The sequence below is a fragment of the Synechococcus sp. CBW1107 genome, from assembly GCF_015841355.1.
In the GTDB taxonomy this organism is placed as follows: Bacteria; Cyanobacteriota; Cyanobacteriia; order PCC-6307; family Cyanobiaceae; genus Regnicoccus_A.
Map to the genome: position 1 here is coordinate 1,780,289 of NZ_CP064908.1, position 14,735 is coordinate 1,795,023.

A 14,735-nucleotide genomic window follows, 5' to 3' on the forward strand; every position below is an offset into this window, starting at 1 on the left:
CCCTCGCCGCAGCCCATGGCTGCCGCAGATGGCGTGTGTTCGGCTCTCTTGCGCGCGGCCCGCCAAGCTCGAGCCAAGAGCGGAGCAGGACTCTCAGGCTCGTTGCAAAGGCAGGTCCGTTAGCCTCTCAATAAGCTTGTCTCGCATGATCTTTGGCGCCTGACGTTGCATCCGCCAGTCATGCGTCTGGATACCGCGCTTCACCCGTTCGATCTGCCCATATCAGCATCACAGCCATGATCGACCCCATCCTGCCGCCGATCGCTGGCTTCGAAGAGGAGATCCTCGCCCTGGTTCAGCGCGCCGGCCCAGCGTTTCTCCCGCAACCCCATCTGAAGCAGGAACAGATCCGCTCAGGCTTTGCCTGCGCGTTGCACATGCACCAGCCCACGATTCCAGCCGGTGCGAATGGAGAACTGATCTCCCATCTGCAGTACATGCTGGAGCACCCGGGCGAGGGCGATAACCATAACGCCGAACCCTTCGCCCAGTGCTACAAGCGCCTGGCCGAGATCATTCCCCAGCTGATTCACGACGGCTGCAACCCTCGGATCATGCTGGATTATTCCGGCAATCTGCTCTGGGGCGTTGAGCAGATGGGCCGCCACGACATCCTCGATGCGCTGAAGTTTCTGGCCTGCGATCCAGGCATGCAGCCGCATGTGGAGTGGCTCGGCACCTTCTGGAGCCATGCCGTGGCTCCCTCCACCCCCATCCCCGACCTGAAGCTGCAGATCCTGGCCTGGCAGCACCAGTTCGCGGCCCTCTTCGGCCGTGAGGCCCTGCAACGGGTGAAGGGATTCTCACCCCCGGAGATGCACCTGCCCAATCATCCCGACACGCTGCATGAGTTCGTGAAGGCCCTCAGGGAGTGCGGCTACCGCTGGATGCTGGTGCAGGAACACAGCGTGGAGAACCTCGATGGCTCCTGCCTGCGCCAGGAGCAGAAGGTCATCCCCAACCGGCTCGTGGCGCGCAGCTCCAGCGGGGAGGAGGTGTCCATCACGGTTCTCATCAAGACCCAGGGCTCCGACACCAAGCTGGTGGGTCAGATGCAGCCCTATCACGAAGCCCTGGGGCTCGGTCGGCAGGTGCTCGGCGCCACAACCGTTCCGGCGCTCGTCGCCCAGATCGCCGATGGAGAAAACGGTGGCGTGATGATGAACGAGTTTCCGCCGGCCTTCCTCCAGGCCCATCACGCCATCGCCGCCCAGGGAGATGATCCCTCCACGGTGGCGATCAACGGCAGCGAATATCTCGAGTGGCTCGACGCCGCCGGTGTGCGCCCGGAGGATCTCCCGAGCCTTCAGGCGGCCGGTCAGCACAGGCTCTGGCAGCGGCTGGGCGGCGCACCCAGCGAGGGATCCAACCCTGAGGCCACCACCGCGGCCATCGCCGACCTCCAGGCCAGCGATCCCTCCTTCTCGATGGCCGGCGCCTCCTGGACCAACGACCTCAGCTGGGTGGAGGGCTACGCCAATGTGCTGGAGCCGATGAACCAGCTCAGCGCCCGCTTCCACCAGCTGTTCGACCCCCTGGTGGCCCGGGACCCCGCCATCACCCAGACCCCCGCCTACCAGCAGGCCCTGCTGCATCTGCTGCTGCTGGAAACCAGCTGCTTCCGCTACTGGGGCCAGGGCCTCTGGACCGAGTACGCCCGCGAGATCCACCGGCGTGGCGTCGCTGCCCTCAGCCTGAGCTGATCGGCCGCCCATACAGTCAGGGTGACGATGCCGCAGGGAAGCGATGCAGCGATCAGGACGGGGACGGATCTCCAGAGCTCCCCTGAGGTGTTCCCGGGCCTCCATCTGTTCCCGGGCCTCCGTCGCGGCGGTTGTCGCCATCGGGCTGGCGGCCTGCGGATCGGGTGGCGAAGGGCCTTCCTCGGCCGCCGCGCCGACGCCCACGACCATCCCCGCCAGCCTGGCTCCGTTCGGTGACGGCTACCCCGCGGCGGGGGATGCCTGCCGGCGCCTCGGTGAAAGCGCGGCGACCTCCTCCTACCTCGATGACAGCGCCGTGCTGATCGGCTGTCCCGCGGCCGAGGCCGCCGCGGCCCTGGGCGGCAAGGTGGTCGCCACGGTCGACGGCATCACCCTGGTGTCGATCCCCCGCTCGGCTTTCTCCCCCAGCGCCGATGCCAACGTCGGCGACGCCCTGGTGCCGGGCACCGACTACAACGCCACCGCCTCGGTGGCCTGCGGCTTCGACGGCGGCGAACCCAACGGTGCCTGCCCCGCCGGGGTGAAGCGCCAGTGGGGTGAGGACGGCACCACCTTGGTGGAGATCACCAAGCCCGACGGCCGCAAGCGGACCCTGTTCTTCCGGGGCACCACCCCCTACGGCGCGGACAGCGCCCAGGCGGACGGGTCGGCCGGCTGGTCCTTCAAGGTGTCCCGCCGCGACGATCAGAGCGTGATCCGCTTCGGCCCGGAGACCTACGTGATCGTGGATGCCTTTGTGGTGGGCGGCTGATCGATCCGGCCCGCCTCAGCTGCCGCCGCTGCAGCGGTAACGCACGGGTTCCCCCAGCTCCACCCCCAGGCTCCCAGCACTGACGGGAGCCACGACTGTGAGCAGGAGTGAGCAGGAGCATGCCTGCACGAAGCGGTGGCATGGCCGACCGGGTGATCACCGCAGACATCTGGGATGACACAGGAGGCGCCACCACGGCAGACCCTTGAGTCCCCGGCGACTCCTGCCGCCGGCCCATGCCACAACGGCGGAGACGGGTGCGGACCAGGCCGGCACGGCCCCGGATGGACGCCCCTGGGACGCTGTCCTCCTCCGATCCACGCACGCTCGGCTGGATGCAGGGGTCGCCCCCTCCGGCCGACAGGGGGATCAGCCGCCATCTCCGCAGCCACCCCGTTCGACGCTGACGATGGGAAGCAGGAGCGCCGTGCGGCCACGCGCTTTCAGAGCTCGCCCGTCATCGGCTGGTGGGCCAGGCGCTGGGTGCCATCGACGGCCCGGCCTGGTTCCTGGTGGTGCTGCATCCGGGCACCGGGCATGCCGGACCGTTGTTCGAGTGGGCCGACGAGCGGGTGTTCCTCAACCTCGAATCACGCACCACCAACCTCGACGATCGCACCTGACCCTGCTGCTCAGGGCTCGAACTGCTTCAGCAGCGTCTCCGTGAGCTCGATCTCACACGCGGTGGTGAAGATGCCGTAGCCGGTGCCCTGGAAAGCCATCGACTTGGCGTAGGCGCATACCTTGCGGCGTTCGCTGCGGAAGGCCTCGGCCTGCTCCTTCGGGTCCGCACTTGTGCGATGGAAGTTCGTGAGGTTGTCGCGCCAGAGGCTCAGGAAGGTGTCGCTGGGTACGCCGGCGGCCTGCATGGCGACGCCCATGAGGGCCGCCTCGAGCCTCCGGTCCACGGCCTCGAGTGCCTGGATCAAGCAGCGGGTCGACTCCACCGTGGTCTGGGCATCGCTGCATGGAGTCTCCGCCGCACGGGCCACCCCCTGCAGCGGCAGCAGCGGGGCCGCCAGCAGAGCCAGCAGCAGGGGCCGGATTTCTGCCGCAAGGATCACGGCAGCGGCGGCACTTCCGGGAAGTGCTTGGCCATGCAGGCCTCACACACGCCGTGGGAGAACTCCACGTTGTCGTGGCTCTTGATGAAGGCCTCCACGCTCCCCCAGTAGCCCTGGTCGTTGCGAATGCCCTTGCAGTAGGAGCAGATCGGGATCAGCTCCTCCATCACATCGATGCGCTCGAGGGCGCCGGCGAGCTGATCGGACACCCGTTTCAGTTCCAGCTGCAGCACCACCTGCCGGGCCAGCGCCTTCAGTGAGCGGAGTTGCAGGTCGCTGAGGTCCCGGGGCCGGTGATCGATCACGCAGAGGGTGCCGATCCTCGCGCCTTCCGGTGTGGTGAGCGGGACCCCCGCATAGAACACGATGTGGGGCGACTGGCAGACCAGCGGGTTGTCACGGAAGCGCTCGTCTTCGCGGGCATCCCGCACCACGAGCGTGTCCTTGCCGAGAATCGCGTGGGCGCAGAACGACACATCCCGGCTCGTTTCGCTCACATCCACGCCGACCCTGGACTTGAACCACTGACGCTCGGCATCCACCAGGCTGATCAGCGCGATCGGCACCTCGCAGAGATGCGTCGCCAGCAAGGTGATGTCGTCGTACGACTGCTCGGGGGCCGTATCGAGGATGCAGTAGTCCTTCAGCGCCTCCAGGCGTGCCTCTTCACGGGAAGCCGCAGTCGGGCGCATGGTGGGCAGGCCGAGGCGAAAGATCTGAACCGAGGGCCAAAGGAGCCACCACAAACGTAGGGAGGGCCTCTCGATGGCCTCGCAGGGGTTCACATCTCCTCATGCCCTGCGGCGGCGATGACCGAACCCAGGGCTGACGACTCCTCTGGAGGCACCACTGAAGGCGTCCCTCAAGGCCCCCCCCCCGGCGGGTGGTCAGGCCAGTCCTGAATGCGGGGCCTGGGCCCGGCACCACGAGGAGGAGCAGAAGGCCTGCCGCCCTGCGCCAGCAGGCCATCGAACCGGCCGGCACCCCGGGTCGCTGACACCTGGCGTTGTTGTGAGTACAGAGGGTGGGTCACCCGGCGGACGGCTGCTCCAGGAGGCAGGAACCCATGAACAAGTTGAGCCAGGACAGAGCCCTGCGGTTCGCTCTGATCGCCGTGGGCCTCGTGTACACCTTCGGGCTCTACCCGCTGACGGTGATCTGGCCCGACGGCTTCATGTGGATGCCGCGCCAGGCCGAGTACGAACAGATGATCCTCGCCACCTTCGCGGTGCTGGGTGTGTTCCTGCTGCTCGCCGCACGGGCGCCCGCCGAGCACCGCAGCCTGATCGGCTTCGCCGGCTGGTCGAGCCTGGTGCATGGTCTGGTGATGCTGGTGCAGGCCCTGCGCGATCCGATGGAGCAGGCCAACCTCTTCGGAGACATCCCGGCCCTGATCGTGGTGGGAGTCCTGCTCCTGGTGCTCAACCGTCCGGCAGCGCCCCCCTCAGTGGTGTAGCCGGATCGGCCTGGCCAGCATCGCGCCCGAGTGTGAACCCGCTACGGGTCTCCGTACCCCAGGAGACAGGAAACGGGCGCTGGAGCAGATGGCAGCAGGCGGTCATCCGTAGCGGACTGATTTCTGGTGGATAGGTTTCAGTCGCCGCGGACAATTCCGACTAAGGTGAGAGCAAGGAGAAGATGCCAGAGCAGACACAATTCATCATGGTCGGCAACAGTCATTGGCTGTCGGAACAAGCCGTCGGATTCACAGGAGATCGCCATGGGAATAGAGGCCATGGAAACTTGCTCCAGATCTCATTTCTTCGTTTGTCTTCTCCTTGTTCAGGCCTGAATTGATCAGGCAAAAGTTTATTTTTGGAGATCACTGTCATGACCAATTCAACATCCCCAGCCAAGATCAGGAATTACGCGGAATCCGAGGGAGGAATGTGGGATTCAGAGGGTGAGAAACTGCTCGATCCCAAGGTCATCGAACCGAGGATGTACAGGGCCAGTCCGGAGAGCGCCAGTGGCTGGGGATTCCACCGCCGTGCCGAGCTCCTCAACGGTCGCCTCGCCATGCTCGGCTTCGTGATCGGTGTCTTGATCGAGGCCGTTTCTGGCCAGGGAATCCTGCAGCAGATCGGCCTTGGTGCCCTGCTGCGTTGACCCCTGCAGGTGTCGCTTTGTGAAAACCTCCTGACCAGGGCCTGAACCGGGAGAGCCTGCACGAGCGCGGCGATCATCGTCGATGAGCTGTTCGGCCGGCTGGGCCTTCCCTTTCGGCTCCTTCCGCGATCCCAATGCCCCCCACACCACCCGGTGGGATGGCCGTCACCCCAGGACATGCGCATGGCTGCCGTGCTGATCCAGGCCCCAGGGCTGATGCCCGCGTTGCTCGTGGCCGTGGCGGGCCTCCTGGTCTGGGCGGTCTGGCGCTGGCGGCGACACTTTGCGCCCCTGCGACAGCTGCCTGCGCCGCCGGGTGTTCCCCTGCTCGGGAACATCCCGGCGGTGCTCTCCGCCGTGCGCCACAAGCGCTTCTTTCAGCTCCTGCATGCCTGGAGCCAGGCCTATGGGCCGGTGTTCGTGTACTGGGCCGGCAAGCCCGTGGTGGTGCTCAGCCGGCCTGACCTGATCGAGAACACGATCGTGCAGGGAATGCGCTCCGGCAGCCTGATCCGCTCCCCCGGTACCCGGCAGGCCTGGAATGACATGCGCGGCCCGATCCTGATCGGCGAGGAGGGCCCGGCATGGCAGTGGCGGCGCAGGGCCTGGAATCCGGAATTCACCACCACCAGCGTTGCCGCCCATCTGCCCCTGCTCCAGCAGGCCAGCGCACAGGTTCTGGAGCGGCTCGAGCAGGCACCGGCCGGGCAGGCCATCGCGCTGGATCCCCTGTTCGTGGAGCTGGCCATGCGGGTCATCGCCGCCCTGATGCTGGGCATTCCCGTGGAGGAAGGTGCCGCAACTCCCGAGGGCCCACCCCTGGATGTGGCCCGCACCTATGACGCCATGGCCGTGCTGGGGTACCGCTTTCTCCGCCTCGCCACCGGCGAGAGCCGTTGGCTGAAGTTTCTCCCGATCCGAGCCTCGCGCCAGTACTGGGCAGCCCGCCGGCAGCTGGACGATCTGCTCGCCACCCGGGTGGCCCTGGCACTGCGCCTCAGGGACGGGGAGGCCGGCGATGAGGCGCGCGTCGCTCCGCTGTTCCGCCAGTCGCTGCTGGTGCGGATGGCGGCCAAGGAGCCCCGCTACGACCAGGACTCCCTGATTGCCGAGGCCATTGAATTTCTGATCGCCGGTACCGATACCACCGCCCACACCCTCTCCTTCGCCGCAGGCTCCCTGGCCCTGCATCCCGATGTCCTGGCCCGGGTCAGGCAGGAGGTGGATCAGGCCTGGGAGCGGCATGGCGGCCTGACGCCGGCGTGCATCGGCGCCCTGGATCTGGTGCGAGGGGTGATCAAGGAAACACTCCGCCTGTTTTCGGTGGCCTCGGGCTCCACCTCCCTGCAGGTGGTGAAGCAGACGGACTTGGCAGGGATCGGCCAGCTACCGGTGGGTACCTTCCTGATCTGGTCGATGCTGGGGGCTGGGCGGGATCCCCAGGCCTACCCCAGGCCGCTGGAGTTCCTGCCGGAACGCTGGCTCCAGGCCGGTGCGGGAGCGCCCTTGCCCCCGATGATCGACTTCGGCTCAGGGACCCACCGCTGCATCGGCGAACACCTGGCGATGCTGGAGGCCACGGTGATGCTGGCCCAGCTGCTGCGCCATTACGACTGGGAGCTGGTCAACGGCCCGGCCTCCCTGGAGAACCAGGAGCAGAACCTGCTGATCTATCCCGCCGACGGCATGCCCGTGCGGATCCGGCCACGGGTGATGCAGGCCGGCGCGGGCCTTTCATGATCGAGCAGCAGGGGTCTGGCACGTCCTTGGCGAGTCCGCGGTCACGGCTGCGTCGAGCAACTGTTCCGCAAGAGCGTCGGGATCGGCCATCGCATCGATCCCGTGACCGGCATTGCCGAGCACCTGAGGCTGGGCGCACAGCCTGTCCAGCAATCTGACCAGAACGGTGTCGTGGTCCTCCACCAGAGCGGAGTCCCTCGATCTGCACGGACCAGGCCTCGATCTGAACACGTTTCTGGGCGTCAGAACGATGTGACGTCAGGCGCTCACGTGGTGATCTTCAAATCCGAAGGCAAGCATCGGCTGAGCACATGTTGGGCGGACATGGGAGACATCCGTTGCTCTGGACTTAACATGATCGTCAGGATTATCCACATGGTGGGGGCATATCTGCCGAGAAGCAGTCGTCGTCGTGCTCGGCAGATCCCTGGCCTCAGTGCCATCTGGGTGACAGCAGTCCAGGGTTGGGCCCTCATCGACCTGATGGCTGCGGTTCGGGTGAACCCTCCCTCAGGACATTCCCATGATCGAATGCGTGAGCGGTCTGCCGGAAGGCACCCTCGGCTTTTCCTTCCGGGAGCAGATCACCGCTGACGATGACGATCGGGTGCTCACACCGGCGCTGGATCGTGCTCTCGAGCAGCACGACCGGCTCAAGCGTCTCGCCGTGCCGGGACCCGCCTTTGTGGGCTGCCCCCAGGTCTGGAGATGCCCTGCCCGGTGCGTGTGTTCGCCCATGCAGAGCTGGAGGATGCTCGGGGTTGGTTGGCCGGGTCGCTGGGCACCATGCACCTGGAGCGGCACGGTGATCTGATCCGGATCCAGCTCATCGGCACGGTCGAGGCCAGTGTCTATGACCGGATCGAACCCGACCTCGGCGCCCTGTGGCGCCACCTCGCGCTCGTCAGGGACCATCACCGGGCTGTTCGTCGCGTGGCGGTGGTGGGGGACAAGGCCTGGCAGGCCCTGGCAGAAACCTGGATCCGCCAGTGAACTGGAGCGCGGATCAAGCAGCCAGCTCCCTCAAGCCACAGCAGCCTGACGCTGAGGTGATACCGGAGCGGAGATCCTGGACGCAAGATCTGCATAGAGAGTGGCACGCCGTGGTCTGAGGCCTATGTTCAGACAATGATCCAGGCAATCCGCGTGCGCCCAGCGGGTGGATTGTCGGGACATCTTTGCGATCATCTCTCATCGCGACTGGCCCTCATCGCGAGGGCCTGAATCCTGTTGTGGAAGTGTTGCTGAGGGTCGATCAGTCCTGGCTCGAAGTCTTCGAGAACTTGCTGCAGACTCATCCTGGTCTCTCCCCCATGTCCCATTCCGCAGGACCTCACAACCCGACCCACGCTTTCGATCTGCTGGCCCACTTTGTGGATCCACCCAGCCCCCACCCCCGGAGGCCCTGGCTGCCTACGGCGGGAACCCTGCCGCAGTTCGGACATCGTCTGGGTGGACAACCTGCGGTTGTCTCGTTAACCAGTGCCCTGCGCAGTCTGGGGCAGGTGATCTTCATCAACAACCCGATCAGTGGCCTGTTGCTGCTGCTGGCCCTGCTCTGGCAATCGCCGGCGATGGGGATCTTCGCGGCGCTGGGAATCGCCACGGCAAACATCACATCCCTCGTGATCGGTGGCGATCGCAGTGCACGCCACAACGGCATCTATGGGTTCAATGGAGCGCTCGTGGGCAGTGCCGCAGCCGCCTTCGCCACCCTGGATGGCCATCTCAGCCTGCTGGCCTGGATGCCGTTGGTGGCCGTTGGGGCAGCCCTCACCACGCTGCTGCTCGTGAACCTGGGAGGCTGGCTGATCAGGCATCTCGGCGTGCCGCCCCTCACCCTGCCGTTCTGCCTGATCACCTGGGTGGTCCTGGCCCTGGTGATGGCCCTCAATCATCCGGCCCTGACCCTGATGGCGTCGGGCTCTGCCATAGGCCAGGCCCCTGCCGGCTTGGACCTGCTGCAGGGGGTGGTGCGGGGTTTCGGACAGGTGTTTCTCTGCCCATCACTGCCCAGTGGCCTGTTCGTTCTGGTGGCCGTCGCCGCCGGCAGCCCTCTGGCCGCCCTGCTGGGTGTGGCCGGGGGGCTGGTCTCCAGCCTCACGGCCCTGGCCATGGGCATGGATGCCGGTAGCGTCGCCCTGGGGCTCGGCAGCTACAACGGCGTGCTCACCGCCATCGCGATCGGCGGCACGTTCTACGCCACGACCCGTGAGAGCCTGCTGATCGCCTTGCTCGCGGCAGCTGGATCAAGCCTGGTGACACCGCCTCTGGCCCAGACCCTTGCCGCAGCCCGGCTGCCCCTGCTCACCTTTCCGTTCGTGGTGGCCACCATGGCCACGATGGTGGCGGTACGCCGGGCACGTCCCACTCTGCTGCCGGTGGCCCTGCACTCGGTGCTCACGCCCGAGGAACATCGCCAACGCTTCATCACCGCCCGATCGCTGCTGAAGCAGTTTCGCCGCCAGCTGCAGCGGGCGATCTCCGGTGAGAGGCAACCGATGCTCATGGCACAGGCCGATGCCGCCCAGCGTCAGGAACTCCAGAACCTGTTCGAGGAACTCGACCGTGATGGCAGCGGCAGCCTCAGCGTGGCGGAGCTTGCCACGGGGCTCATGCAGCGCCAGAGCGTGAACCGCGCCGACGTCACCAGCCGTCAACGATTTCTGCTGTTTCAGTCGATCCTGAAGCGGATGGATCTCGATGGCGATGGCCGGGTGGATCCCGAGGAATTCGGTGAACTGATGCTGCGTCTTCGTCGTTTGAAGGCTGGGCGCTCAGAGCTGCTCACCTACCTGCAACCGGCCGATGCCGACGGCAATGCCGAGCTCGACCCAGCCGAGCTCGACCGGCTGCTGGTGAGCGTCGGGCAGCCCCGCCTCCGGGAGCAGGAACACCAGGCGGTGTTCGCCGGTGGCGCCGCCGGCCCTGGCCTGAGCTGGGGACGCTTTCTCGATCTGCTGCTGCTGACCTGAGGGGTCGGGCAGAGGAAATGATCGGACGAGACAATGCACGATGGGACGATGCACCAGGATCCTTGATCATGGGACCGTTGAATCAACAGTTGCTGAGTCTTCATTGCATCGTTTTCAGGGTGTTCTTTCCTGGGTTGTTGTTGCGCTGGCCCTGCTGATCGGCCTGATCAGTCATCCAATGGTCGCCGCTTCTGGCGCTGAGGCCGAGCCCGTTCGGGCTGTTTCTGTGCAGGGTTCCGTGGCGATGATCACGGGCGAAGGGGGAAACATCGGGGCCCTCACCGGTTCACAGGGAACCCTGCTGGTGGATGCAAGGTTTGCCCGCCGTGGCGCCGGGATCGTGCCCCACACACGTGTGCGCAAGCGCCTGGCTGAGGGCTCGAGAATCCCGGCGTTTCAGAGGTGACCCCGCCTGCTCCCGGCGATGCCCTGCCGGTGCTGACCTTCGAGACCGGCCTGCAGCTGCATGTCGACGATGAGACCATCGACCTCCTGCACCTGCCTGCCGCACACATTGACGGCGATGCCATCATGCACTTCCACAACGCCGATGTGATTCCCTCAGGTGATGTGTGGTTCAACGGAAAGAACCCCTTCTTCGACTCCACCAATGGCGGCACCCTCAACGGGGCGATCGCTGAATCACTGTGATCTGGGCTGGGATGTGAGCCATCTGAGCCATCACTTCTGCTCTCCCGCTGGCTCCCACGGCTCAACGTTCAGCGCGAGCCGTCTGTTGTCTGTTCAGCCTTGACGAGAGGCCGCGATCGCCGCCGCCCAGGCTTGTTTGGGCGGGTCATCAGGAGCAAGCTCAGCCCAATCCAGAATCCGGCTCAGTTCTGCCAGGTCCAGATCAGACCCTGGCCGGTGTAGTAAATCCCTGCCGCCAACAGCACCAGGGTGCTCAGTCGGGTGATCATTCCGCTATGGCTGAGCAGCCGCCTGGATGCACTCAGCAGGCCCACCCAGAGGCTGGACGCGGCAATCACCACGGTGTAGCCCAGGGCGTAGCTCATCATCGTGACCACCGACAGCTCCGTGGAGCCCGTGCCGGCAGCGGCTGCGAGCACCGAGAAGAGCACCGGACTGGCGCACGGGGAGCTGATCAGGCCGAAGCCGATCCCCACCAGGAACGGTCCACCGGCGGGGGGCAGTTCCGGCAGGCGGGGCAGGGGCAGGGGCACCCAGCCGTTCAGCTTCAGGCCCATCACCAGGATGGTCAGTCCCACCGCCAGGTGCACCGGGCCGCGGTGGTCCACCACGATCGCCGAAGCGAAGGAGGCGATCAGCCCGAACAGGCTGAGCACAACGACGGTGCCGGCCACGAAGCCCCCCACCCTCACGGCGGCCTGGCGCCGGCTGAGCGTGCCGAGCGTGCCGATGTAACTGAGGTTCAGCGGCAGCATGGCCAGCACGCAGGGCGAGACGCTCGCCAGCAGTCCGCCGCCGAACGCCACCAGCGGCAGCAGAATTCCGGGGCCAGCGGGCCTGGCCTCGAACTGCCGGGCGTAGGCCTGCGACACGCTGAGGATCGCCAGATCGAGCTGCGCGCCGATCCGCGGCAGCCATTGCAGCGCCAGCACCCCGAGCAGCGCCAGCCCGGCCAGCGTCAGCAGCAGGGAACGGCCCTTCCAGCGAGCAGCACTGTTCACGGCTTGAGCTGCGCCTGAGTCTTCCGGATCGCCGAGCTGTAGGCGCGCTCATCGGTGCTGGCCCGGAAGGTCTGCACCGTGGCGCCGGTGGCCGGGTTGATCACGGCCACCAGCGAGGTCTGACTGCGGTTGGCCTCCAGGAAGGCGCCAAGCCCCAGCGTCGCGGCCCTGGCACGCGAGGCCTTCAGCTTGCCGGCATCCGACACATCGAATGTCACGAACGTGGCCTTCCCGGCCTGCTCTTGCTCAAGGGAGCGCAGGGTGGGGGCGATCGTGCGGCAGGCCCCGCACCAGCTGGCGTAGATGTCAACCACAACCGGTTTGCCCTGCAGGGAAGGGGCCAGGGGGGCAGCCTGTGTCTGAGCGACCCATCCGCCGGCAGCCACGGCCGCTGGCCGGGTGCCGGCTTCAGTGAATCCAGGCAGGACGACGGGCTGAGGGGCGGTGAGTGCGAGCAGCAGGGCGGTCAGGGGAATCGGCATCACAACGGCGGACAGGTCCACCTCAAGTACCGAACCAGCCCTGAATCGGTTTGCATCGATGGGGGGAGCTGCGCCAACGGGCCGGAAAGGTCGGCGCAGGGCGGCATCATGGGCACCCGCCGACCGTCTCCGGCCCAGTGTTGACTGTCTCCCTCGGCACTCCGGACGATGCCCGCCTCGAGGCCCTGCGCCAGGAGTTCGAGCATGAGGCCAGCTTCAACCTGGTGTTCGTGGTGCTCACGGTGGGGGCCACCCTGATCGCCAGCCTGGGCTTGCTGGCCAACAGCCCCGGTGTGGTGATCGGCGCCATGGTGGTCGCCCCCTGGATCCTGCCGCTGCAGGCGATGGCCTTCGAGATCCTGCGGGGGCGGCTGCCGATGTTTCTGCGGGCCCTGCGCACCCTGCTGCTGGGGGTGGTGATCTGCGTGCTGCTGGCGATGGGGGTGGGCCATCTGGTGGCCTTCCCCAGCTTCGGCAGCGAGGTGATGAACCGCACCAGCCCCAACCTGCTGGATCTGGGCGTGGCCCTGGTGGCCGGAGCGGTGGCGATGTTCGCCAAGCTCAGGAAGGACGCGATCTCGGCCCTGGCCGGCCTGGCGATCGCCGTGGCCCTGGTGCCACCGATGTGCGTGGTGGGAATCCTGCTGGCCTCCTCCTACTGGGCCCAGGCCTATGGGGCGCTGCTGCTCTTCACCACCAACCTGCTGGGGATCATGGTGGGCGCGATGGCGGCCCTGGCCACCCTCGAGCGGGTGTATCGGCGCCGCCTGTTCCACAGCCGCCTCGGTCTCACCAGCGTGGCCCTCACCGCCCTGCTGGTGATCCCGCTCGGCACGAGCTTCTTTCGCCTGGTCGACCGCTACCGACTGGAAACGAAGGCGCAGCAGCTGGAGACCGTGATCGAACAGCAGTTGCGCAGCAGCACCATCACCCTGGGCGCTGATCCAGCCATCGACATGGTCGGGATCTCGATCGACTGGCAGAAGAATCCACCGCTGATCCGGGCCCAGGTGCGGGTCACCGATCCCGCGCTGCCCACGTCAGCACAGGTGGCGGCGGTGCAGGACTTCATCAACAGGAACCAGGCCCCCTTGCGCTTCCGGCTGGTGGTGCAACGCTCCGCGGTGGACCTGATCGGTCCGGAAACCGCTCCCAATCCCCCCGAGCTGGAGGTGCTGCCTCCGCCGGCGCTGCCACCGTTGCCGGCAGGACAACCAGCCGAGGAGTAGGGGGCGCCGCCGTCAGGGAGCCTGGATCCCAGGGGCGACCTCAGCGGCAGCCCCGGGATCGGCCAGCACCAGGCGCAGCAGCACCGGAGCCAGAAAGGTGGTGCCGATCACCATCAGCAGGATCGCCGCCTCCAGCGATGACCCCAGCACCCCGGTCTGGGTGCCCAGGCCGAGAAAGATCAACCCCACCTCGCCGCGGGGCATCATCCCAAGCCCCACCGCCAGCCGGTTGGTGGGCTCCCGGCTGACGTAGCTCCATCCGGCCGCCACCTTGCTGACCACGGCAGCCGCCAGCAGAAAGCCGGCAATCACCAGCCCTTCGTGGTTGGCGGCGTCGAAGGGATTGAGCACGGACAGATCCATGCCGCTGCCGATCAGCACGAAGAAGACGGTGGCGAACAGCGCCACCAGGGGCTTCACCGCCTCCTCGATCGCATGCCGGTGCCGCGAGGAACTCAGGATCAGGCCGCCGGCGAAGGCCCCCAGGGCCGCCTCCAGGCCGAAGGCCTGGGCGGCGAAGCAGGCCACCGTGAGCACCAGGAAGGCCGCCACCACCACCTCTCCCGGGGCCTGCAGGCGATCGAGCAGCCAGTCGAAGGAGGGGGCGGCGGTCCGACTCAGGACCAGCGCCACGATCACGAACACCCCGGCCGCCGCGATTTCGAGCTGGTGGCCACCGGCCGCGAGCAGAAGGGCTGGAACGTCCATGGCAGGCCGGCTGGGGCGATGCTGGGCATCTTTTCACCCCTCTCCATCGATCGGGGTCGGGATCAGAGACTGAGGATCGACGATGGACAGGTTCCACAGGCCATCAGGACGGCGCCGCCGCGGGTCCCCCAGGCGACCCGGAGGTCCTCCCGTGGGCCGGCCGGCCATCTCCTGGGGTGTCGTGGCCGTCATCACCCTGATCCTGGCCGCTGCGTCGATCGTGATCGTCCACCAGCAGCAGGCCGGCCATCACCCCCTCAAGATGCGCCGGGAACTGCGAAAGTTCTGAGCAGAACCGCTG

At 66.7% G+C, this 14,735-nt stretch carries 16 protein-coding genes and 1 pseudogene; 12 read left to right on the top strand and 5 right to left on the bottom strand.

What is annotated here, in order from left to right; translation table 11 throughout:
* Window positions 1–236 precede the first annotated feature (236 nt).
* From I1E95_RS09260 to I1E95_RS09270, 3 genes are all read left to right on the top strand, one after another.
* Window positions 237–1,703: a glycosyl hydrolase family 57 gene (locus I1E95_RS09260; RefSeq protein ID WP_197161590.1), complete on the top strand. Its 1,467-nt coding sequence runs from the start codon at window positions 237–239 to the stop codon at window positions 1,701–1,703.
* A 43-nt stretch (window positions 1,704–1,746) separates the two neighbouring features.
* Window positions 1,747–2,475 carry a hypothetical protein gene (locus I1E95_RS09265; RefSeq protein WP_197161592.1) on the top strand — a complete coding sequence of 243 codons (729 nt, stop codon included), beginning with the start codon at window positions 1,747–1,749 and terminating at the stop codon, window positions 2,473–2,475.
* A 467-nt stretch (window positions 2,476–2,942) separates the two neighbouring features.
* On the top strand, window positions 2,943–3,098 hold the full coding sequence (locus I1E95_RS09270; protein ID WP_197161594.1) for a hypothetical protein: 156 nt from the start codon (window positions 2,943–2,945) through the stop codon (window positions 3,096–3,098).
* Window positions 3,099–3,107: 9 nt separating this feature from the next.
* Here the strand turns inward: I1E95_RS09270 and I1E95_RS09275 are convergent, their stop codons facing one another.
* Window positions 3,108–3,539, bottom strand: coding sequence for a lysozyme inhibitor LprI family protein (locus I1E95_RS09275; RefSeq protein WP_197161597.1), 432 nt, complete (start codon window positions 3,537–3,539; stop codon window positions 3,108–3,110).
* Window positions 3,536–4,231 (bottom strand): GAF domain-containing protein, encoded by a 696-nt coding sequence (locus I1E95_RS09280; protein ID WP_197161600.1) that lies wholly within the window; start codon window positions 4,229–4,231, stop codon window positions 3,536–3,538. The genes I1E95_RS09275 and I1E95_RS09280 overlap by 4 nt, the downstream gene beginning before the upstream one ends.
* 374 nt (window positions 4,232–4,605) lie before the next feature.
* On the opposite strand from I1E95_RS09280, the gene I1E95_RS09285 reads away from it, so the two are divergent.
* From I1E95_RS09285 to I1E95_RS09315, 7 genes are all read left to right on the top strand, one after another.
* Window positions 4,606–4,995, top strand: coding sequence for a DUF6632 domain-containing protein (locus tag I1E95_RS09285; RefSeq protein WP_197161603.1), 390 nt, complete (start codon window positions 4,606–4,608; stop codon window positions 4,993–4,995).
* 485 nt (window positions 4,996–5,480) lie between these two features.
* On the top strand, window positions 5,481–5,648 hold the full coding sequence (locus I1E95_RS09290; RefSeq protein ID WP_231594975.1) for a chlorophyll a/b-binding protein: 168 nt from the start codon (window positions 5,481–5,483) through the stop codon (window positions 5,646–5,648).
* Between the two features lie 183 nt (window positions 5,649–5,831).
* Window positions 5,832–7,388, top strand: coding sequence for a cytochrome P450 (locus tag I1E95_RS09295; protein WP_231594527.1), 1,557 nt, complete (start codon window positions 5,832–5,834; stop codon window positions 7,386–7,388).
* 708 nt (window positions 7,389–8,096) lie between these two features.
* A complete protein-coding gene (locus tag I1E95_RS09300; RefSeq protein ID WP_197161608.1) occupies window positions 8,097–8,381 on the top strand; it encodes an STAS/SEC14 domain-containing protein in 285 nt (94 codons plus the stop codon).
* A gap of 320 nt (window positions 8,382–8,701) precedes the next feature.
* Complete coding sequence (locus I1E95_RS09305) at window positions 8,702–10,363, top strand: urea transporter (protein ID WP_197161610.1); 1,662 nt, start codon at window positions 8,702–8,704, stop codon at window positions 10,361–10,363.
* Window positions 10,364–10,541: 178 nt separating this feature from the next.
* The gene (locus I1E95_RS09310) at window positions 10,542–10,769 is read left to right on the top strand and encodes a hypothetical protein (RefSeq protein WP_197161613.1); all 228 of its coding nucleotides are present in this window, start codon (window positions 10,542–10,544) and stop codon (window positions 10,767–10,769) included.
* Complete coding sequence (locus I1E95_RS09315; RefSeq protein WP_197161616.1) at window positions 10,766–11,014, top strand: hypothetical protein; 249 nt, start codon at window positions 10,766–10,768, stop codon at window positions 11,012–11,014. The genes I1E95_RS09310 and I1E95_RS09315 overlap by 4 nt, the downstream gene beginning before the upstream one ends.
* Before the next feature lie 182 nt (window positions 11,015–11,196).
* Here I1E95_RS09315 and I1E95_RS09320 read toward each other — a convergent pair whose 3' ends face one another.
* Entirely contained in the window at window positions 11,197–12,015 is an 819-nt protein-coding gene (locus I1E95_RS09320) for a cytochrome c biogenesis protein CcdA (RefSeq protein ID WP_197161617.1), read from the bottom strand.
* On the bottom strand, window positions 12,012–12,497 hold the full coding sequence (locus I1E95_RS09325; protein ID WP_197161620.1) for a thioredoxin family protein: 486 nt from the start codon (window positions 12,495–12,497) through the stop codon (window positions 12,012–12,014). Before I1E95_RS09325 ends, I1E95_RS09320 begins: the two co-directional genes overlap by 4 nt.
* 137 nt (window positions 12,498–12,634) lie before the next feature.
* Here I1E95_RS09325 and I1E95_RS09330 point away from each other — a divergent pair, with 137 nt between their 5' ends.
* Window positions 12,635–13,726, top strand: a complete 1,092-nt coding sequence (locus tag I1E95_RS09330) for a DUF389 domain-containing protein (protein ID WP_370594537.1) — start codon at window positions 12,635–12,637, stop codon at window positions 13,724–13,726.
* Window positions 13,727–13,738: 12 nt separating this feature from the next.
* Here I1E95_RS09330 and I1E95_RS09335 read toward each other — a convergent pair.
* Window positions 13,739–14,386: pseudogene (locus I1E95_RS09335) on the bottom strand (cation:proton antiporter); the annotation flags it as partial.
* A gap of 130 nt (window positions 14,387–14,516) precedes the next feature.
* Between I1E95_RS09335 and I1E95_RS09340 the strand changes: the two are divergent.
* Window positions 14,517–14,723, top strand: a complete 207-nt coding sequence (locus I1E95_RS09340; protein ID WP_197161626.1) for a hypothetical protein — start codon at window positions 14,517–14,519, stop codon at window positions 14,721–14,723.
* Window positions 14,724–14,735 lie beyond the last annotated feature (12 nt).

Excerpts from the sequence above, each read along its gene's own strand:
- I1E95_RS09295 (WP_231594527.1), top strand. The coding sequence starts at position 5,832 with ATGGCTGCCGTGCTGATCCAGGCCCCAGGGCTGATGCCCGCGTTGCTC.
- I1E95_RS09325 (WP_197161620.1), bottom strand. The coding sequence starts at position 12,497 with ATGCCGATTCCCCTGACCGCCCTGCTGCTCGCACTCACCGCCCCTCAG.
- I1E95_RS09340 (WP_197161626.1), top strand. The coding sequence starts at position 14,517 with ATGGACAGGTTCCACAGGCCATCAGGACGGCGCCGCCGCGGGTCCCCC.
- I1E95_RS09310 (WP_197161613.1), top strand. The coding sequence starts at position 10,542 with ATGGTCGCCGCTTCTGGCGCTGAGGCCGAGCCCGTTCGGGCTGTTTCT.
- I1E95_RS09290 (WP_231594975.1), top strand. The coding sequence starts at position 5,481 with ATGTACAGGGCCAGTCCGGAGAGCGCCAGTGGCTGGGGATTCCACCGC.
- I1E95_RS09300 (WP_197161608.1), top strand. The coding sequence starts at position 8,097 with ATGCCCTGCCCGGTGCGTGTGTTCGCCCATGCAGAGCTGGAGGATGCT.
- I1E95_RS09260 (WP_197161590.1), top strand. The coding sequence starts at position 237 with ATGATCGACCCCATCCTGCCGCCGATCGCTGGCTTCGAAGAGGAGATC.
- I1E95_RS09305 (WP_197161610.1), top strand. The coding sequence starts at position 8,702 with ATGTCCCATTCCGCAGGACCTCACAACCCGACCCACGCTTTCGATCTG.
- I1E95_RS09285 (WP_197161603.1), top strand. The coding sequence starts at position 4,606 with ATGAACAAGTTGAGCCAGGACAGAGCCCTGCGGTTCGCTCTGATCGCC.
- I1E95_RS09280 (WP_197161600.1), bottom strand. The coding sequence starts at position 4,231 with ATGCGCCCGACTGCGGCTTCCCGTGAAGAGGCACGCCTGGAGGCGCTG.
- I1E95_RS09265 (WP_197161592.1), top strand. The coding sequence starts at position 1,747 with ATGCAGCGATCAGGACGGGGACGGATCTCCAGAGCTCCCCTGAGGTGT.